At 72.9% G+C, this 18,829-nt stretch carries 14 protein-coding genes; 4 read left to right on the top strand and 10 right to left on the bottom strand.

Annotated elements, in window-relative coordinates; genetic code table 11:
* Window positions 1–38: 38 nt before the first annotated feature.
* Genes PT931_RS02000 through PT931_RS01990 form a run of 3 tightly spaced genes read right to left on the bottom strand, consistent with a single transcriptional unit; the run spans window position 39 to window position 7,560 of the window.
* Entirely contained in the window at window positions 39–968 is a 930-nt protein-coding gene (locus PT931_RS02000) for a hypothetical protein (protein ID WP_456243985.1), read from the bottom strand.
* Window positions 965–4,138 (bottom strand): UvrD-helicase domain-containing protein, encoded by a 3,174-nt coding sequence (locus tag PT931_RS01995; protein WP_456243984.1) that lies wholly within the window; start codon window positions 4,136–4,138, stop codon window positions 965–967. Before PT931_RS01995 ends, PT931_RS02000 begins: the two co-directional genes overlap by 4 nt.
* On the bottom strand, window positions 4,078–7,560 hold the full coding sequence (locus PT931_RS01990) for a PD-(D/E)XK nuclease family protein (protein ID WP_456243983.1): 3,483 nt from the start codon (window positions 7,558–7,560) through the stop codon (window positions 4,078–4,080). Before PT931_RS01990 ends, PT931_RS01995 begins: the two co-directional genes overlap by 61 nt.
* A gap of 67 nt (window positions 7,561–7,627) precedes the next feature.
* Between PT931_RS01990 and PT931_RS01985 the strand changes: the two genes are divergently transcribed.
* Window positions 7,628–9,004 (top strand): gamma-glutamyltransferase, encoded by a 1,377-nt coding sequence (locus PT931_RS01985; RefSeq protein ID WP_456243982.1) that lies wholly within the window; start codon window positions 7,628–7,630, stop codon window positions 9,002–9,004.
* 163 nt (window positions 9,005–9,167) lie between these two features.
* On the opposite strand, the gene PT931_RS01980 is transcribed toward PT931_RS01985, so the two are convergent.
* Entirely contained in the window at window positions 9,168–9,461 is a 294-nt protein-coding gene (locus PT931_RS01980) for an MGMT family protein (RefSeq protein ID WP_456243981.1), read from the bottom strand.
* A gap of 21 nt (window positions 9,462–9,482) precedes the next feature.
* Window positions 9,483–10,580: a glutamate 5-kinase gene (gene proB, locus PT931_RS01975; protein WP_456243980.1), complete on the bottom strand. Its 1,098-nt coding sequence runs from the start codon at window positions 10,578–10,580 to the stop codon at window positions 9,483–9,485.
* Window positions 10,581–10,685: 105 nt separating this feature from the next.
* Between proB and PT931_RS01970 the strand changes: the two genes are divergently transcribed.
* On the top strand, window positions 10,686–11,924 hold the full coding sequence (locus PT931_RS01970) for a glutamate-5-semialdehyde dehydrogenase (RefSeq protein WP_456243979.1): 1,239 nt from the start codon (window positions 10,686–10,688) through the stop codon (window positions 11,922–11,924).
* A gap of 120 nt (window positions 11,925–12,044) precedes the next feature.
* Here PT931_RS01970 and PT931_RS01965 read toward each other — a convergent pair whose 3' ends face one another.
* The 5 genes from PT931_RS01965 to PT931_RS01945 form a co-directional block, all read right to left on the bottom strand.
* Window positions 12,045–13,685, bottom strand: coding sequence for a M14 family zinc carboxypeptidase (locus PT931_RS01965; protein WP_456243978.1), 1,641 nt, complete (start codon window positions 13,683–13,685; stop codon window positions 12,045–12,047).
* A 111-nt stretch (window positions 13,686–13,796) separates the two neighbouring features.
* Entirely contained in the window at window positions 13,797–14,975 is a 1,179-nt protein-coding gene (gene moeZ / locus PT931_RS01960; RefSeq protein WP_456243977.1) for an adenylyltransferase/sulfurtransferase MoeZ, read from the bottom strand.
* Between the two features lie 108 nt (window positions 14,976–15,083).
* Window positions 15,084–15,986 carry a DUF3152 domain-containing protein gene (locus PT931_RS01955; protein WP_456243976.1) on the bottom strand — a complete coding sequence of 301 codons (903 nt, stop codon included), beginning with the start codon at window positions 15,984–15,986 and terminating at the stop codon, window positions 15,084–15,086.
* Window positions 15,987–16,068: 82 nt separating this feature from the next.
* The gene (locus PT931_RS01950; protein ID WP_456243975.1) at window positions 16,069–16,296 is read right to left on the bottom strand and encodes a DUF3107 domain-containing protein; all 228 of its coding nucleotides are present in this window, start codon (window positions 16,294–16,296) and stop codon (window positions 16,069–16,071) included.
* 10 nt (window positions 16,297–16,306) lie between these two features.
* On the bottom strand, window positions 16,307–16,951 hold the full coding sequence (locus PT931_RS01945; RefSeq protein WP_363730174.1) for a TetR/AcrR family transcriptional regulator: 645 nt from the start codon (window positions 16,949–16,951) through the stop codon (window positions 16,307–16,309).
* 89 nt (window positions 16,952–17,040) lie between these two features.
* Between PT931_RS01945 and PT931_RS01940 the strand changes: the two genes are divergently transcribed.
* Both PT931_RS01940 and PT931_RS01935 read left to right on the top strand, forming a co-directional pair.
* Window positions 17,041–17,988 (top strand): alpha/beta fold hydrolase, encoded by a 948-nt coding sequence (locus PT931_RS01940; protein WP_456243974.1) that lies wholly within the window; start codon window positions 17,041–17,043, stop codon window positions 17,986–17,988.
* A gap of 5 nt (window positions 17,989–17,993) precedes the next feature.
* Window positions 17,994–18,827, top strand: coding sequence for a phosphoribosylaminoimidazolesuccinocarboxamide synthase (locus tag PT931_RS01935; protein WP_456243973.1), 834 nt, complete (start codon window positions 17,994–17,996; stop codon window positions 18,825–18,827).
* Window positions 18,828–18,829: the final 2 nt, after the last annotated feature.

Below are 18,829 nucleotides of genomic sequence, written 5' to 3'. Positions count from 1 at the left end.
ACCCTGGATACGCGCCACCTCCGGTCCTGCCAGGGGCTTCAGCGGCCGGCGAACCTGACCGAGTCGAGCACCTCGTCCACGACGGAGTCGAACTGCCGGTGGGTGCCCGGGATCGACACGTACAGCACGGCGGCCTCGGGGCGGCCCACGTCGATCATCGCGATCGCGACCAGCTCGTCCTTGGCGGTCAGGCCGCGCCGGGAGTTGTCGAACCGCAGCCGGAACTTGCTCACCCACGCCGGCCGGCCACCCAGGACGGCGGCCTCGTCGCGGATCATCTCCATGGTGTTGGGCTGCGGGTAGTACGACACCCGGGCGTCGGCGGCCACCTGGCGGCCCGTGCACTTCAGGTCGAGCTGGGTGCCGTCGTTGGCGGTCGCCGGGACCGAGCCGGACAGGATCGAGGCGTGGTAGGTGCCCTCCGAATACCGCTCGGTGACGATGTCCTGGCCGATCCGGTACTGCACCTTCAGGGTGCCCGCCGACCAGCTGTCCAACCAGGGCTGCCACGGCTCGCCGAACTTCTTGTAGGAGATCCCGGCCTTCTCGTCCACGGTGCGCGGGCCCGCCGGCACCGGGGGCGCCTCGTAGCTGGGCTCCGGATACGACGTCGGGGGCGGGCACAGCTTCGCCAGGGGCGGGCGGCGGTCGGGGCCGTTCTCCGCCGTCGGCCGCAGCGGGGCAACGTTGCCGGTGAGCACCATCGCCAGGACGACCACGATGCCCAGCACCAGCACCAGGGCCGCACCGCCGCCGAACCACAGCAGCAGGCGCCTGTTCGGATCGGGGGGCGGGGGCTCCAACGGGACCGCGCCGGAGCGCCGCGCGGCGTCGGCCTCCAGCCGGGTCGCGAAGGTGACCAGGCCACCGAGGTGCGGGTGAGCCGGCTGCGGCTTGGCTGCGGTGGGCGACGGCGGGAGGACGATGTCGGCGTCCCCGTCGGCCCACGGCGATTCACTGGTCGTCATGACTCCCCCAGTGTGCCACCGGAACGCAAGGGGACGCCCGCCACGAGCGCCGCCAGGCCATCGGCGTCCAGGAGGTCGACGGGGCGGACCGTGCGGTCTTCGCGGACGTAGTGGAACGCCGCGCGGACCCGGTCGAGGGGCACGCCGGCCAGCTGCGCCCAGGCCAGCCGGTACGCGGCCAGCTGCACCGCCGCCGCCCGGGCCGCCTCCCCCGCCGGTGGCCGGCCGGTCTTCCAGTCCACGACGTCGTAGCTGTCCCCGTCCCGGAAGACGGCGTCCATCCGGCCCCGGAGCAGCACGCCCCCGACGAGCGTGGAGAAGGGCACCTCGATCCGGTACGGGACCCGGTCGGCCCACGAACCGGCCTCGAACGCCGCGCGCAGGTCGGCGAAGTCGGCGTCCGGTGCCGCGTCCGCGTCGGCCGCACCGGGCAGTTCGTGCAGGTCGAGCAGTGTCTCCGCCCCGTTGCGCCGTTCGAGCCAGGTGTGGAACGCCGTGCCCCGGCGCGCGTGGGTCGCCGGCCGCTCCGGCAGCGGGCGCCGCAACCGGCGGGCCAGCTCCGCCGGGTCCTTGGCCAGGGTCACCAGCTGGGAGACCGTCAGCCGGTCGGGCAGGGTCACGGCGCCGCTGTCGTGGGCCGTGCGGTCCCGTTCGGCGAGGAGGAGGGTGACCTCGGGGGAGAGCTCGCCCGGCGTACCCAGGAAGGAGGTCACCAGGTCGGCGCCCTCCGTCAGCGCCCGGCGGCGCTCGGCCGACAGCGGGTCGTGCGGCCAGGGTTTGTGGGCCCGCTCGGCGCGCAGCGGGTTGTCCGGCCCGGGGTCGTCGACCCAGACATCGGTGTGCGCGTGCCCCCGGACCTCGGTCAGGAACGGGCTGGGCTGGCTGGGTCGCTTGTTGTCCGACCAGCGGTACCCGGAGCACAGCAGCAGGTCCCGGGCCCGGGTCACCGCGACGTAGGCGAGCCTGCGCTCCTCGCGCTCGCCGTGCGCCTTCCACGCCGCGTCGAAGTCCCTGATCGTGCCGGTGAACGCGGGCAGCTCGGCCGCGTCGCCGCGCAACGGGAACGGCAGCACGCCCAGGCCCTGCAGCCACGCGTCGGCCTTGCCCGCCGGGTCCGGGAACAGCCCGTCGTTGAGCCCGGCGACCGCGACGACGTCCCACTCCAGGCCCTTGGCGCTGTGCACGGTCACCAGCTGCACCGCGTTGTCCGCGACCTGGGCCGGGCCCTGTTCGAGGCCGCGTTCCTCCCGGGCCGCCGCGTCCAGGTAGCTGAGGAACCCGCCCAGGCCGGGCCCCCGCGACTCGGCGGCGAACCGGGCCGCGACGTCGCCGAACTCGGCGAGGTGGACCATGCCGTCGGTGGCCGGGCGGGTGATCACCTCGACGTCGAGGCCGAGGGTGGTGATGACGTCGGCGACGAGGTCGGGGAGGGCGCGGTCCAGGTGGGAGCGGAGGGCGCGGAGTTCGCGGGCGAAGCGGGTGAGGCGGCGGTGGCCCTCCGGGGAGAAGGGTGGCACCCGGGAGGCGTGGTCCGGCGTCCCCGCGTCGTCGGCCTCCTCCGGCCAGGGCTCATCAGCCCAGGGCCCGTCAGCCGGCCCGGGCTCGCCCGCAGGCCCGGGCTCCGGTGCCGGCCCCGCGCCCGGGTCCGGTTCGTCCGCCAGCGTGTCCAGCGCCTCGATGATCGACGAGTCCGCTCCCAGGTCCCGCGACCACCGGTACAGCTGCATGACGTCGCGCGGCCCGATCCGCCACCGCGGCCCGGTCAGCAGCCGGAGCAGCGCCCCGCCCGCCGTCGGGTCCGCCAGTACCCGCAGCGTGCTGAGCACCTCCACGACCTCGGGGGTGTCGAGCAGCCCGCCCAGCCCGACCACCTCGACCGGCAGCCCCCGCGCCCGCAGCGCCGCCTCGATCCGCGCCATCTGGGACCGCTTCCGGACCAGCACGGCGGCGGTGGGCTGCGCGTCGGCCTCCCAGTAGCTGCGCAGCGAACGGTCGAGCCGGTCCGCGATCCAGGCGGCCTCGTCGTCGGCGGTCAGGTGCAGGGCGCAGTGCACCGCCGGCCGGCCGTGGTCGGGGCGCCCGGCCCGGAGCACCGCCTTGCTCTCCAGCCCCGCCGACAGCGCGTTGGCCGCCGTCAGGATCCCGGGCTGGTTGCGCCAACTGACGCTCAACTCTTTCCGGGTACCGCCGAAGCTGTCCAGGAATCGCTCCAGGCTCCCCGCGCTGGCCCCCCGCCAGCCGTAGATCGCCTGGGCCGGGTCCCCGACGGCCGTCACCGGGTACCCGTCGCCGAACAGCGCCTGGAGCAGCACGAACTGCCCGTGGCTCGTGTCCTGGTACTCGTCGAGCAGCACCACCCGGTACCGGGCCCGCTCCGCCGCCCGCACCTCCGGATGGACCCTGGCGATCAGCGCCGACCGGCTCAACTGGTCGCCGAAGGCCATCACCTCGGCGGCCTCCAACCGATCCTGGTACGCCCGGATCAGCGGCACCAGCTGGGCGCGCGCCCGCTGGGTCGCCTCGGCCGTCTTCCCCTTCAACGGGGCCAGCCCCGCCTGGAAGTCCGCCAGGTCCTCCGGGGTGCGCAACTGCCCGGCCAGGTCCCCGGCGAGCTGGAGCACCGCCTCGGTCACCGCGCCCGGGCTCTTGTCGATCGCGGACATGTCCCCGTCGTACGCGCGGACCACCGCGTCGGCGAACCGCCAGCGCTCGGCCTCGGTGATCAGCCGGGTACTCGGCTCGTACCCGCCGCGCAGCCCGTGTTCGGCGTGGATCCGCCCCGCGTACGCGTCGTAGGTGGAGATCGTCGGCTCGCCCGCGAACATGTCGCTCGGCCCGAGCCGGGTCTCCAGCTGGCCCAGCCGGCGGCGGATCCGCACCCCGAGTTCGCCGGCCGCCTTCCGGGTGAACGTCAGGCCGAGGACCTGCTCGGGGCGGACCAGCTCGTTCGCGATCAGCCACAGCACCCGGGCGGCCATCGTCTCCGTCTTGCCCGAACCGGCCCCGGCGACGACCAGCATCGGCTCCAGCGGCGCGCTGATGATCGCGGCCTGCTGCTCCGTCGGGGGCGGCTGGCGGAGCAGTTCGGCCAGCGCCTGCGGGGTGAACCTCACTCCGTCACCCCCTTCACGTGCATCGGGCAGCACACCCGGACCGGACACTGTCGACACTTCTCGTTCACGATCGCGAGCACCGTCGCGCCGCCGACCACCCGGCCGGCCGCGGTGACCAGGTCCGCGCCCCAGCCGGGGTCGGCGGCCTCCGACAGCGGGGTCTGACGCTGCTCCGGGTTGTTCTTCAACCGCAGCCTGACCAGGGCCGCGCCGCCCGACACCTCCCCCTCGGGGAACGCGCCGGCCTCCACCGCCGCCTGGTACGTCGCCAGCTGCTTGCTCGTCTCCGCGTCCTCGGAGGCCGAGCCGGTCTTGAAGTCGTACACCACGAGCCGGCCGTGGTCGTCGCGCTCCAGCCGGTCCACCCGGCCGACCAGTTCCACGTCGTCGCCGAAGTCGATCCGGAACGCCTGCTCGACGCCGATCAGCCGGGGCGCGCGGCCCTCCGTCCAGCTCAGCAGCTTGTCGATCATGCCCTCGACGTCCTGCCACTGCCGGCGCGAGTACCACCGGGCGCCGGTGTCGATCTGTGCGAACCGCCGGCGTACCTCGTCGAAGATCTCCGCCCGGGTGATCCCGTCCCGCGCCGACAGCTCCGCCGCGTAGTGCACCAGGGTGCCGATCGAACCGGCAGCGCTCACCGCGTCGCCGCCGTGCCGGCTGAGCAGCCAGCGCAACCCGCAGGTCAGAGCCGTCTCCACAGTAGAGGGTGACACCCGGACCCGCTCCCCGGGCAGTGCCATCGGCCGCGCGTCGGACAGGTCCCGCAGCCCCCACCAGTCGTCGGGGTGCGCGCCGGGCACGCCCGCGTCGGCCAGCGCGGCGAGCTGGCGGGCCGCGTCCTCGTCGGGCAGCCGGCGGCGCAGGTCCGCCACCAGGCCGGGCAGGGTGAGGGCCTGCGGCAGCGGCGTGTACTCGACCGGCACCTGCTCCGGCTGCTCCGACCGGACCCGCAGCTCGTCCAGGAACCGGCTCGGCTGCTCCTCCTTGCCCGCGACGGCCGTGGCGATCAGCAGCTTGCGGGCCCGGGTCGCCGCGACGTAGAACAGCCGGCGCTCCTCGTCCAGCAGGGCCACGACGCTCGGCTCCCGCTCCGCGACCACGTCGACCAGCAGTTCCGAGCCGAGCAGGGAACCACGGGGCTTCAGGTTGGGCCAGACGCCCTCCTGCACCCCGGCGACCGCGACCACGTCCCACTCCAGGCCCTTGGCCGAGTGCGCGGTGAGCACCCGCACGGCGTCGCCCCGGTCGGCGGTCGGCGCGAGGGAGTCGCCGGGCAGTTCCTGGCCGAGCACGTGGTCGACGAACAGGTGCGCGCCGGCGCCGGGCAGCCGGTCCACGAACCGGCCGGCGGCCTCGAACAGCGCGACGACGGCGTCGAGGTCCCGGTCGGCGGCCGCCCCGCGCTCACCACCGCCGAGCGCGGCACGTTCCCAGCGCTCGGCGAGCCCGGAGGCACTCCACACGGCCCACAGAGCTTCCTCCGCATTGGGTACGACGACCGGCGCGCCCGGGGCGTCGCTCTCCGGGTCCTCCGGCTCGGCGGGGGGCGCGGTGGGCTGCGGTCCCGCCTGGCGGGCGGCCGTGAGCAGGGCGTTGAGTCGGCGGGCGGGGGCGGCCCACGGGTCGTCGGGCGGATCCTCGATCAGCTCGGCGAGCGACTGCGGCACGGGCATCGGCTCCGGAACCGTCGTCCGCGCCGACCCGTCCGGGTGGTCCCCGTCCGTGGGTTCGGGTTCGGCGTCCGGCCAGGGGTCCTCTTCGGGCCAGGCCTCGGCATCCTCCTCCGGCTGGGGCTGGGGCTGGGGCTGGGCACCCTGCGCCGCGCCCGGCCAGTGCCGGATGCCGGGGCGGACGTCGGGTCCGGCCAGCGCGCCGAGGTCGCCTTCGTCGTCACGGTGCTCCGGGACAACGCCGTCGTGGGGATCGTCGACCGGTTCGAAGCCGAGGTCGTCGGCCGGCTCCTCGTCGGGCCAGTCCTCGTCGGGCCAGTCCTCGTCGTACCCGTCACAGGTTGTCGCCTGTGATCCGACCTCGCGCCGGGGTGCCGGGATGTGCGGGACCGGCTCCGGGCGGCGGGCCGACAGGAGGGCCAGGCCCTGACGGAGCCGCCGCTCGGCCAGCGGATCCGCCCCGCCCAGCGGCGAGTGCAGCAACGCCACCGCCGTGTCCTCGTCCAGCCGCTCCGGGTTCGCGGCGCAGTCCAGCAGCGTCAGCAACGCCCGCACCACCGGCTGCGCGGGCAACGGCAGATCCGCCGCGGCGGTCTCGACGGGTACGCCGGCCATCGTCATCGCCCGGCGCAGCGGCCCGAGCGCGGCGGCCGTCGAGCGCACGATGACCGCCATCCGCGACCACGGCACCTCGTCCAGCAGGTGCGCGGCCCGCAGCCGGTACGCGACGTAGCTCGCCTCCTCGCTCGCCGAGTGCAGCAGCGCCACCTCGTACCCGCCGACGCCCTTCGCCGTGACGAACCGGTGCCTCACCGCACCCCGCAGCCGGCGACCGACCCGCTGGGTGGCGTCCAGCAGGGTGCCGCCGGTCCGCCAGTTGGTGCCGAGGGTGACCGTGTCGGGGGCGAAGTCGCGCAGCCCGGCCGGGTCGGCGCCCCGGAACGTGAACGTCACCGAGTCGGGGTCGGCGAACCCGATCGGCCGGTCGGTCACCAGGTGCAGGAGCTGGAGCTGGGCGGGGTCGAGGTCCTGGGCGTCGTCGACGTACACGTGCCGGAGCCGGGCGCGCTCCGTCGCCAACAGGTCGGGGTCCTCGCGCAGCTCGGCGATCGCGGACCGGATCAGCTCCGCCGGGTCGTACCCGCCGGGATCGCGCAACAACCGCACGTCGATGTACTCGTCCAGGAACCGCGCCGCCGACACCCAGTCCGGCCGGCCGTGCTGGCGACCCCAGTCGGCCAACTGCCGCGCGGACACCCCGCGCTCGACGGCCCGGAGCAGCAGGTCCCGCAGTTCCGTCGCGAAACCCCTGGTCAGCAGCGCCGGACGCAACCCGGCCGGCCAGTCGTCCCGGCCGTCCTCCAGCGCGCCGCGCAGCAGCTCCCGGATGATCAGGTCCTGCTCGGGGCCGGTGATCAGCTTCGGGGTCGGGTCGCCCCGGCGGGCGGCGGCGAGCCGGAGCAGGGAGAACGCGTACCCGTGCGGGGTGCGGACCAGGGGTTCGGTCACGCCGGGGCTGCGCGCCGCGACCCCGTCGCGCAGGCCGGTGGCGGCGTGCCGGTTGAACGCCCAGACCAGGACCCGGTCCGGCTCGGCCCCCTCGGCGATCCGGGCCGCGACGGCCGCCAGCAACGTGGTGGTCTTCCCCGTGCCGGGCGCGCCCACGACCAGCAGCGGCCCCCGGTGCGCGACCACGGCGGCCTGCGCGGGGTCGAGGACCGGTGCGGTATGCGTTGCCGCAGGTCGCCGCACCAGTCGATAGGTCACGGGCTCAATTCCACCATGCCGGCCCCCGACCGGACGCATGGGCGGCCACGCGGCACTCCAACCCGTCGAGGGCAACTTTTTCCGACAAACCGACTACTCTCGCTCTGTGGAAGCCTCTCATCGAGCCGCTGTCGCCGCCGGTCATCCCGCCACCGCCGAGGTCGGCGCGCTGATCCTCGCGGCCGGCGGGAGCGCGGCCGACGCGGCGGTCGCCGCGGTCCTGGCCAGCTGCGTCGGCGAGACGATCCTCACCGGCCTGGGCGGCGGCGGCTTCGGCACCTACTACGACGCGGCCACCGGCGAGGTCACCTGCCTGGACTTCTTCGTCGCCGTCCCCGGCCTCGGCGCGCACGCCGAACCCGCCCCGATGAGCCCGATCAGCGTCAACTTCGGCGGCGTCCCCATCCCCTACTCGGCCGGCGCGTCCAGCGTCGCCGTCCCCGGGGTGCCGGCCGGCTGCGGCGAACTGCACCGCAGGTTCGGCCGCCTCGACTGGGCCGACGTGGTCGCCCCCTCCGTCGAGCTGGCCCGCACCGGCGTGCCCCTTCCGCACGCCCAGGCCCTGTCCCTGATCTCCATCGCCCCGGCCATGCTCCCCGGCGACGGCGCGGCCATCTACGCCCCCTCCGGCCGGCTCCTGACCGGCGGCGAGACCCTCTACCACCCCGGCCTGTCCACGGCGCTCGCCCAGCTCGCCGAGGAGGGCCCGGCCCTGTTCTACACCGGGCAGATCGGCAAACTGATCGTCGACATGGTCGCGGCCGGCGGCGGGGTGCTCACGGAACTCGACCTGGCCTCGTACCGGGTCCTGGAGGTCCCCGTCGCCTCCGCCGCCTTCGCCGGCCGCACCGTCCGGGCCCGCGACGACCTGAACCGCACCATCGCCACCCTCGGCGCGCTGACCGCCACGGACCCGGTGAGCATCGCCCGCGCCCTCGAGGAGCCCGGCCCGCCCACCAACGGCAACACCACCAACGTGTCCGTCGTGGACGCCGACGGCAACGCGTGCGTGATCACCACGACCCTCGGGATCGGCTCGGGCGTGTGGCTGCCGGGGCTCGGCGTCCACCTGAACTCGATGCTCGGCGAGGGCGAACTCCTCACCCCCGGCCTGCCCGCCGGCGGCCGGATGGCGAGCATGATGTGCCCGCTGGTCGTCACCGACGCCGACGGTCTGGTGCTGGCGGCCGGCTCGGCGGGCGCCTCCCGGATCCGGACGGCCCTGGTGCACACCCTCATCGGGGTACTGGTGGACGGCATCGACCTCGCCGACGCCATCGCCCGTCCCCGGATCCACCCGGCGGCCGGCATCCTGCACGCCGAGGCCGGGGTGCCCGACGAGGCCCTGCGCGCCCTGACCGACGCCGGGTACCAGCTCCGGGTGTGGGACGGCATCGACCACTACTTCGGCGGGGTGAGCGCGGCCGGGCGGGGAGCGGCGGCGGGCGACCCGCGCCGCGGCGGCCGGGGCATGCTCCTGTAGCCACCGAACGTTCCGGACCCGTGGCGCGACCCCCGGCCACCGGCTCGGCTGGCCGGCGTGCGGACAACGGGCGGGCGCGGTGGCGTTGGACCCCGTGTCGGCGGCGGCCACGACGGTCGGCCGCCCGGCGGTCCGGGGCGCTCCCGCCGCCCAGCCGGTGGTGTCAGCCGGCGCTCTCCGGATACCACGCGTACCGCGCCATGTTCACCTTGTCCGTGCGGAACAGCACGCCCTCTGCCATCAGCCGCTGCATCTGCTTCTGCTCGTGGTGCGGCACCAGGCGACCGTTGGCGGCCACCACCCGGTGCCACGCGACGGGCGCGCCGTGCACGGCCATCACCTGGCCGACGATCCGCGCGGAGCCGAGCCCGAGATAGTCGGCGATCGCGCCGTAGGACATCACCTTGCCCTCGGGAATCGTCTCCACCACAGCCAGAACCGCCTCGACAACATCCACCCCGCAAGCCTAATCGGGGTACTACAGGAGCGCGATGTCGTCGCGGTGGATCAGGGCGCGGTCGTAGCCCGGGTCGAGGTCGCGGGTCGAGCGCCCCAGCAGCGGCGGCAACTCGATCGAGTCGTAGTTGACGAGTCCCCGGGCCACGGCCCGCCCCGCCGGATCGAGCAGATCCACCGGCTCCCCCGCCGTGAACGTCCCGTCCACCGCCGTCACCCCCGCCGCCAGCAGCGATGCCCGCCGGTCCACGACGGCGGCGACCGCGCCCGCGTCCAGGTGCAGCCGGCCGTGCGGGGTGGTGGCGTGCGCGAGCCAGAACAGCCGGGAGGTGGGGCGGCGGCCGAGGCGGTGGAACAGGGTGCCGACCTCCTCGCCGGCGAGCGCGGCCCCGGCGTGCGGCGCGCCGGTCAGGACGACGGGGATGCCCGAGGTGGTCGCGATCCGGGCCGCCTCGATCTTGGTGACCATGCCGCCGGTGCCCAGCCCGGCGGTGCCGGCGCCGCCGATGGAGATGTCCGCGAGATCCTCCGGCCCCCGGACGTCGGAGATCCGGGCGGACCCGGGCCTGCCGGGCGGCCCGGTGTAGAGAGCGTCGACATCGGACAAAAGAACGAGCAGGTCGGCGTGTACGAGCGCCGCGACCAGTGCCGCCAGCCGGTCGTTGTCCCCGAACCGGATCTCGTCGGTGGCGACCGTGTCGTTCTCGTTGACGACGGGCAGCGCGCCGAGGCCGAGCAGGGTGGTCAGCGTCTGGTGCGCGTTGCGGTAGTGCACCCGGCGGACCAGGTCGTCGACGGTGAGGAGTACCTGGCCGACCCGGATGCCGTACCGGGCGAAGGACTGGGTGTAGCGGTTGACCAGCAGGCCCTGTCCGACGCTGGCGGCGGCCTGCTGGCTGGCGAGGTCGCGTGGCCGGCGGGCGAAGCCGAGCGGCGCCAGGCCGGCGGCGATGGCACCCGAGGAGACGAGGACGACCTCGACCCCTGCGGCCTGCCGCGCGGCGAGCACGTCGACGAGCGCGTCCACCCGGGCCGGGTCGAGTCCACCGGCTGCCGTGGTGAGCGAGGAAGATCCGATCTTGACGACGACGCGTCGGGCTCCGGTCACGGTTTCACGCACGACGCCCATTCTTGTGGATCGGCAGGTGACGACCCGCACTGGGCCGGTCACCCCACGCGGACACGCCAGACGTGGCCCCCGACCCCCACCTACTAGGCTCGGAGCATGGCAAAAGACGTGCGTACCGCCGCCCTCGACGCCCGTGGGGCCGCCGACACCCTGGCGGTCACGACCCGGGCCGCCAAGGACGCCGCGCTGGTGGCGATGGCCGACGCGCTGGTGGCCCGTACCCCCGAAATCCTGAAAGCCAATGACGAGGACGTGGCCCGGGGCCGGGCGGCCGGGTTCTCCGAGGCGCTGATCGACCGGCTGGCGCTCACCGACGCGCGGGTCGAGGCGATCGCCGCCGGCCTGCGTCAGGTCGCGGGCCTGCCCGACCCGGTGGGCGAGGTGGTCCGGGGCTCGACCCTGCCGAACGGGCTGGAACTCCGCCAGGTCCGGGTGCCGTTCGGCGTCGTCGGCATCATCTACGAGGCCCGGCCGAACGTGACCGTGGACGCGGCCGGCCTGTGCCTGAAATCCGGCAACGCGGCCCTGCTGCGCGGTTCGTCCTCGGCCCGGTCCTCGAACGCCGCCCTGGTCGAGGTGCTGCGCGACGCCCTGGCCGCGCGGAACCTGCCGGCGGACGCGATCCAGCTGCTCGATGCCGAGTCCCGGGAGTCGGTGCACGAGCTGATGCGCGCCCGGGGCCTGGTGGACGTGCTGATCCCGCGCGGCGGGGCGGACCTGATCCGCACGGTCGTGGAGGGCTCCACGGTGCCGGTGATCGAGACCGGGGTGGGCAACTGCCACATCTACGTGGACGCCGACGCGGACCTGGACATGGCGCTGCGGATCCTGCTGAACGCGAAGACCCAGCGGCCGAGCGTGTGCAACGCGGCCGAGTCGCTGCTGGTGCACGCGGCGGTGGCGGAGGAGTTCCTGGCGAAGGCGCTGCCGGCGCTCCGCGAGGCCGGGGTGACCGTGCACGCGGATCCGGCCGTGTTCGCCGGGGCGGTGCCGGTGACGGAGGAGGACTTCGGGACGGAGTACCTGTCGCTGGATCTGTCCGCCGCCGTGGTGGGGTCGCTGGACGAGGCCGTGCGGCACATCCGGAGGTACGGCACGGGCCACTCCGAGGCCATCGTCACCGGCTCCCAGGCGGCGGCCCGCGCGTTCACGGCGCGGGTGGACGCCGCCGCGGTGCTGGTGAACGCGTCGACCCGGTTCACGGACGGCGAGGAGTTCGGGTTCGGGGCGGAGATCGGCATCTCGACGCAGAAGCTGCACGCCCGGGGGCCGATGGGGCTGCCGGAGTTGACGTCGACGAAGTACGTGGTGACGGGCGAGGGGCACGTCCGCTAGGCCCGGTCCCGGCCTTCGCCCGGCCCCGCCCGGCCGCCGGCCCGCACCGGGCGCGGCGGCCCGGCCCGGTTGTCCGCGCGCCGGAAGGGGAGACCGCCCGGACGCGGCCTCCCCCACCCGCTAGAACTGCAGCGACCAGATATCGATCTTCCCGACATCGGAACTGGCCACGTCCTGCACCCGGAGCTTCCACACCCCGTTCGCGGTGGCCGGCACACTCGCCGAGTACGACTTCAGCACGTTGTCGGCGCTGTCGCTGTTCGGGAAGTCCTCCAGCACGACGACCGTCCCGTCGGGCTTGACCAGGCTGACCACGAGGTCACCCCGGTAGGTGTGCTTGATGTCCACGTTCACCGTGACCGTGGTCTTGCCGGTCACCCCGGTCACCGTGATCGGGCTCTCGACGGTGGCGTTGTCGACGATGGTGACGTCGGTGCCGTTCTCGAACTTCGGGCCGGGCGGGTTGGTGGTGCCGCAGTACTGCTGCTCCTTGCCGATGGCCCGCTGCGGGCAGTCGGCGTACTCGACCAGCTTCAGCACCGCCTCCTTGTTCCGGGAGGTCTGCGCGGGGATCACCTCGTCGGGCGGGTAGAAGCCGTAGTTCCCGCCGTACATCTCGAAGGTGTAGGCGAAGATCTTCTGGTTGCCCCACAGCCAGTCGAGGATGTCGCCGTCGGTGATGTAGTCCTCGGCGGACTGTTCGGGCAGGTAGTTGTTGGTGGAGGCCATCTGCTGGCCCATGGTCTTGAAGGTGTTGAAGTCGTCGGCGGTCATCCCGGTCGGCGTGTCGGCCGTGGTGTACCCGAACGGCCACAGCACGAGCTCGCCGTACGTGTGGAAGTCGATGCCGACCTTGATCTGCTGCTTGCCGCCGACCCGTCGACTGAGCACCCAGTCGGACACCTTCTTGGTCTCCGGCGAGGAGAACGGCGCGGTGCCCCGGTAGGTCTCGCTGGACGTGCTGGTCGACGAGCCGTTGCAGCAGCCCCAGTTGTAGGACCAGTTCCGGTTCATGTCGGTGCCGACGTTGGAGGAGCCGGAGTTGGGCTGCCGGTTCTTCCGCCAGGACCGGTAGGAGCCGGACGCGACGTCGTACTCGCCGCCGTCGGGGTTCATGTCCGGGATGACCCAGATCTCGCGGGTGTTCACCAGGTTCGTGATCCGCGCGTCGGTGCCGTAGTTGTCGATGAACAGGTGCAGCAGGTACACCGACATCTCGACGGTCAGGTGCTCGCGGGCGTGCTGGTGCGCGTCGAACAGCACCTCGGGCTCGTCCTCGTCGGTGGCGACGTTGTCGGAGATCTTGACGAGCATCAGGTCCCGGCCCTCGTACGAGGTCCCCAGGCTGAGCTTCTTGGCGATCGCCGGCTTGGAGGCGACGAGGTTGTTCACCTCGGTCGTGAGCTCGGCGTAGTTGTGGTAGCCCGAGTCGGCGGGCGGGAAGTCGCGGAGCGCGGCGGCGCCCCGGTCGGTCGGCGGGGTGACCTTCTGCGCCGTGTAGCCCAGCTTGAGGATCTGCCGGAGCTCGGTGGGCGTGGCGGTGACGTTGACCCGGCCGTTCTCGACGTTGTCGACCGAGGCACCGGTGGCGGCCACGGCGTTCACGCTGGCCCGGGACGCGGGCCCGGTGAGGACGTACTCGGCGGAGGACTCTGTCGGGTCGTGGCGGGGGTCTGCGGTCGCGGGACCGGACAGGGCCAGCCCGAGTAACGCGACGACGCCGACGGTCAACCACCGCCGGCGTCCGAAGCGAACTGTCATGGATCCTCCAGGAGGGGTGGAGCCCCTCGAAAGGGGCTCTGGTGGTGACAGCCACTCAAACAACCCCGGAAGATCACATCAATATAATGTTATCTATGTGTAATTCACGGGTCAGTAGGTCGGCAGGGACGGGTCGACGGTGTTGATCCACGCGAGCACGCCGCCCTGCACGTGCACCGAGTCCTTGAACCCGGCCGCCTTCAACGCCGCGAGCGCCTCCGCCGAACGCACCCCCGACTTACAGTGCAGGACGATCTGCCGGTCCTGCGGGAGGCTCGCCAGGGCGGAGCCGTTCAGGATCTCGCCCTTCGGGATGAGGACGCTGCCCGGGATGCTGACGATCTCGTACTCCGCCGGCTCGCGCACGTCCACCAGCAGGAAGTCCTTGCCCGCGTCCCGCATCTCCTTGAGCTCCAGCGCCGTGATCGTGGACCCGTCGGCGGCCTCGGCGGCCTCGGCGGACACCGCGCCGCAGAAGTCGTCGTAGTCGATCAGACCGGTGACCGTGGGGTTCTCGCCGCACAGCGCGCAGTTCGGGTCCTTGCGGACCTTCACCTGGCGGTAGCTCATCTCCAGCGCGTCGTAGACCATCAGACGGCCGACCAGCGGCTCGCCGATGCCCGTGAGCAGCTTGATGGCCTCGGTGACCTGGATAGAGCCGATGCTCGCGCACAGCACACCGAGCACGCCGCCCTCGGCGCAGGACGGGACCATGCCGGGCGGCGGGGGCTCCGGGTACAGGCAGCGGTAGCAGGGGCCGTGCTCGGCCCAGAAGACGCTGGCCTGGCCGTCGAAGCGGTAGATCGAACCCCACACGTACGGCTTGTTGAGCAGGACCGCCGCGTCGTTCACGAGGTACCGGGTGGCGAAGTTGTCCGTGCCGTCCACGATCAGGTCGTACTGCCCGAAGATCTCGAACACGTTGTCGTTGTCGAGCGCGACGTTGTGGATGACCACGTTCACCAGCGGGTTGATCTCGCGGATGCTGTTCGCCGCGGACTCCGCCTTCGGCCGGCCGATGTCGGACTGGCCGTGGATGATCTGCCGCTGGAGGTTGGACTCGTCGACGGTGTCGAACTCGACGATGCCGAGGGTGCCGACGCCGGCCGCCGCCAGGTACATCAGCGCGGGCGAGCCGAGGCCACCGGCCCCGACGCACAGGACCTTGGCGTTCTTCAGGCGCTTCTGGCCGTCCATCGCCACGTCGGGGATGATCAGGTGCCGGCTGTACCGACGGACCTCGTCGACGGTGAGCTCCGCCGCGGGTTCGACGAGTGGGGGCAGTGACACAGCGGTGCCTTTCGGTCGCGGTTCGCGAGGATCAGGAGCCGGGGCGGGCGGCCAACTGCCATTGTGCCCCGCCACGCGACCCTTCTGCGGTGACCCGACCCACAACCCCTAGTTTTCGGGTACGTACGACCCGGTCGGCCCCGTCAGCCGCTTCCCGTCGACGTACGGCCACGCGTTGGCGGTGCAGCCGTACAGCCCCAGGTTCTGCTGGACCATGACCGGCGCGGCACCCCCGGGGGCCGGACAGCGCTCGTGTCCGTTTCCGAACTGGTGGCCGACCTCGTGGTTCACGGCGAACTCCCGGTACGCGCCGAGCGGGGCGCCGTAGTCCGGCACGCCGGTCAGCCAGCGACTCAGGTTGATGATCACCTTGTTGCTCCTCAGCCGGCAGGAGAGGAACTGCTTGGCCTGGATGCCGTCCTCGCGACAGAGGGTGTCGGTGGTGGCCTCCGTGGCCAGGTACACCGTGAACTCCCCGCCGGTCGGCACCCGTTGCAGCCGCAGGTCGCCGGAGCCGGTCCAGCCACGCGGGTCGCCGAGCACCCGGTCGACCTCGGCCGCGAACGCCTCGACGTCCTGGCCGGAGCCGTTCTCGACCCCCACCCGGTACTGCCGGATCTGGCCCGCCCTGCCGAGCACCGCGCCGGGGCTGGCGGCGAAGGAGAAGACGCCGGTGGCGGACCGGGGGAACGCGGAGGGCACCGGGGAGGGTGAGGGCTGGATCGCCGGCGCGGCGGCGGGCGCTGCGGCCGGGGCGGCGGCGGGCGGCGCGGAGGTGGCCGGCGCGCGTGGCTCCATCACCGGCTCCGGTCGCGGCCGCGCGGCCAGGTTCCCGGCGGGCACCTCGGCGGGCAGGCTCAGGCCCCGGACGAAATCGACGGTGACCAGCAGCCCGGCGAGCAGCAGCAGGCAGATCAGGGCCGTCCGCTGCCGGCGGCGCAGCATCTCCCGGCGCGGGTCGGGACGGTCCCCGGCGGGCTCCGTGTCCGTGCTCAGGCTGGCCCTCGGCATGGCCTCACCATGACATTCGGGGCAACCCGACCATCGATGACACGCCGAACGGCCCGGCGAACCGGGCCGTTCGGGGCAAAACCTATCCGGCGGTGAACCCGACCGTGCGGGTCACAATCTCGGCGATCTCCACATAGGCGAGCTTGTCGACCGGGACGATCACCCGGCGGCCCTTCTCGTCGACCAGGCTCAGGATCTTGGACTCGGAGTTCAGAGCCTCGATCACGGCCGTCTCGACCTCGGCCGGTGACTGGGCACTCTCCACGACGAGCTCGCGCGGGGCGAACTGCACGCCGATCTTGACCTCCACGTACCCTCCTCTATGAACTTTCGCTGCCTGCGAGCGGGAAGTGCGAGATACCGCGCCAGGCCAGGGTCGCCATCAGAGCGACGGCCTCCTCCTTGGGCACCTGCTGGCCGCTCGCCAGCCAGTACCGCGCGGCGATCTCCGCGGCACCCGTCAGGCCGACCGCGAGCAGTTCGGCCCGCTCCCGGCTGATCGAGGTGTCCTTGGTGATCGTCTGGGTGATGGCGGCGATGCTGCCCTGCTCGACCCGGTCGACCCGCTCGCGCACGGCGGGGTCGTTGCGCAGGTCGGACTCGAACACCAGGCGGTACGCCTCGCCGTTGCCGTCCACGAAGTCGAAGTAGGCCTGCATCGCGGCCTCGACCCGGAGCTTGTTGTCGGACAGCTCGCCCATGGCGTCCTGGAGCTTGCGCACGAGCGCGTCGCAGTGCACGTCGAGCAGCGCGAGGTAGAGCTCCAGTTTGCCGGGAAAATGTTGGTACAGCACGGGCTTCGACACGCCGGCGCGCTCAGCGATGTCATCCATCGCGGCCGCGTGGTAACCCTGAGCTACGAAGACCTCCTGGGCCGCGGCGAGGAGCTGCTTGCGCCGCGCGGACCTGGGCAGTCGTACCGGGCGCCCGGTGGTCTGCGCGCCGCTGGTGGGAGCCGCAGCCATTGGTCACCTCCGTCAAGCCGGCGTCATTGGTACCGGCACCCGTTGAGCGTATCCCGTGATCAGCCATGTATCTGAGGCACACTCTCCGTGTGAAGCGCGCACGGATGGTCCCCGAGCAGACTCTGTCCCCCGAAACCGGCCCCTGGCCAGCGTGGCCCGGCCGCGAGGTGACCCTCGACGGCACGGTCACCCACGTTCGCGACACGCCGGGGACCAGCCCGGACACCGAACCGGCGCTCTACGTCCACGGCCTCGGCGGTTCCGGACAGAACTGGACAGACCTGGCCGGACTGCTCGCCGGACGGCTCGACGGCCAGGCGATCGACCTGCCCGGTTTCGGACTCAGCGAGCCCGCCAAGCGGTACGGCGTGTCGGCCTTCGCCGCCCGGGTGATCCGGTGGATCGAGGAGTCCGACCGGGGCCCGGTGCACCTGTTCGGCAACTCCCTCGGCGGGGCCGTGTCCGTCCGGGTGGCCGCGAACCGGCCCGACCTGGTCCGCACCCTGACCCTGATCTCGCCGGCCATGCCGTTCATGGACCCGCGCTGGTCGGCGCACTCGAAGCTGCTCCCGATGCTCCTGCTCCCGAACGTCGAGCGGATCGCGACGAAGCGGATCCAGGCCATGGCGCCGGCGGACATCACCCGCGCCGCGCTCGAACTCTGCTACGCCGACCCGACCCGGATCACCGACGACGTGTTCCAGCGCTACACCGACGAGGCCGCCATCCGGGTCGCCCAGCCCTGGTACGCCGAGGCCTGGGTGCGCACCTTCCGCGACCTGGTCGGCAACTTCGTCCGCGCGTACCTGCCCGGCAGCGGCTCGCTGTGGAACATGGCCGCGCACGTCAAGGCCCCGACCCTGGTGATCGCGGGCAACCAGGACCGGCTGGTGGACGTGCGGGTCGCGCCCAAGGTGGCGACCACGATCCCCGACAGCCGGCTGCTGATCCTCGACCAGGTCGGGCACGTCGCACAGCTCGAGGCACCCCGGACGGTGGCCCGGGCGGTGCTCGGCCTGCTGGAGGAATTATCGTGACGGGGGTGAAGCTTCTGCACTCGGGCAAGGTCCGCGACGTCTACGAGGACGGCGACGACATCATCCTGGTCGCCTCCGACCGGATCTCGATCTACGACGTCATCCTCCCCACCCCCATCCCGGACAAGGGCGCGCTGCTCACCGCGCTGAGCCTGTGGTGGTTCGACCAGCTGGCCGACGTGCTGCCCAACCACGTCGTGTCCGCGACCGACGTGCCGGCCGAGTTCGCCGGGCGGGCCATCCGGTGCCGCAAGCTGCGGATGGTGCCCGTCGAGTGCATCGCCCGGGGCTACCTGGTCGGGATGGGCCTGGAGGAGTACCGCAAAGCGGGCACCGTGTCCGGCATCGCGCTCCCCGAGGGGCTGGTCGAGGGCTCGAAGCTGCCCGAGCCGATCTTCACCCCGACGACGAAGGCCGCGATCGGCGAGCACGACGAGTTCATGACCTTCGACGAGGTGGTCACGGCGGTCGGTTCGGCGACGGCCCAGGAGCTGCGCAGAATCACCCTCGACGTGTACCAGCGGGGCGCCGACCTCGCGGCCGAGCGCGGCATCCTGATCGCCGACACCAAGATCGAGCTCGGCTGGGCCCCGGACGGCACCCTGGTGCTCGCCGACGAGGTGCTCACCTCCGACTCGTCCCGGTACTGGCCCGCCGACGCCTGGCAGCCGGGCGGCCCGCAGAAGTCGTTCGACAAGCAGTACCTGCGCGAGTGGTCCGGCTCGCTCGACTGGGACCGCACGGCCCCCGGGCCGGAGATCCCGGCCGACGTGGTCGAGGGCATCCGCACCCGCTACATCGAGGTCTACGAACGCCTCACCGGCAAGACCTGGGGTTAGGG

The organism is Longispora urticae (assembly GCF_053902585.1).
Note: the sequence above shows the minus strand (reverse complement) of the source record. Positions and strands in the feature narration are given on the sequence as shown.

Coding starts and splice junctions, on each gene's coding strand:
- PT931_RS02000 (WP_456243985.1), bottom strand. CDS start 968: ATGACGACCAGTGAATCGCCGTGGGCCGACGGGGACGCCGACATCGTC.
- PT931_RS01990 (WP_456243983.1), bottom strand. CDS start 7,560: ATGCGTCCGGTCGGGGGCCGGCATGGTGGAATTGAGCCCGTGACCTAT.
- PT931_RS01970 (WP_456243979.1), top strand. CDS start 10,686: ATGGCAAAAGACGTGCGTACCGCCGCCCTCGACGCCCGTGGGGCCGCC.
- PT931_RS01965 (WP_456243978.1), bottom strand. CDS start 13,685: ATGACAGTTCGCTTCGGACGCCGGCGGTGGTTGACCGTCGGCGTCGTC.
- PT931_RS01955 (WP_456243976.1), bottom strand. CDS start 15,986: ATGCCGAGGGCCAGCCTGAGCACGGACACGGAGCCCGCCGGGGACCGT.
- PT931_RS01945 (WP_363730174.1), bottom strand. CDS start 16,951: ATGGCTGCGGCTCCCACCAGCGGCGCGCAGACCACCGGGCGCCCGGTA.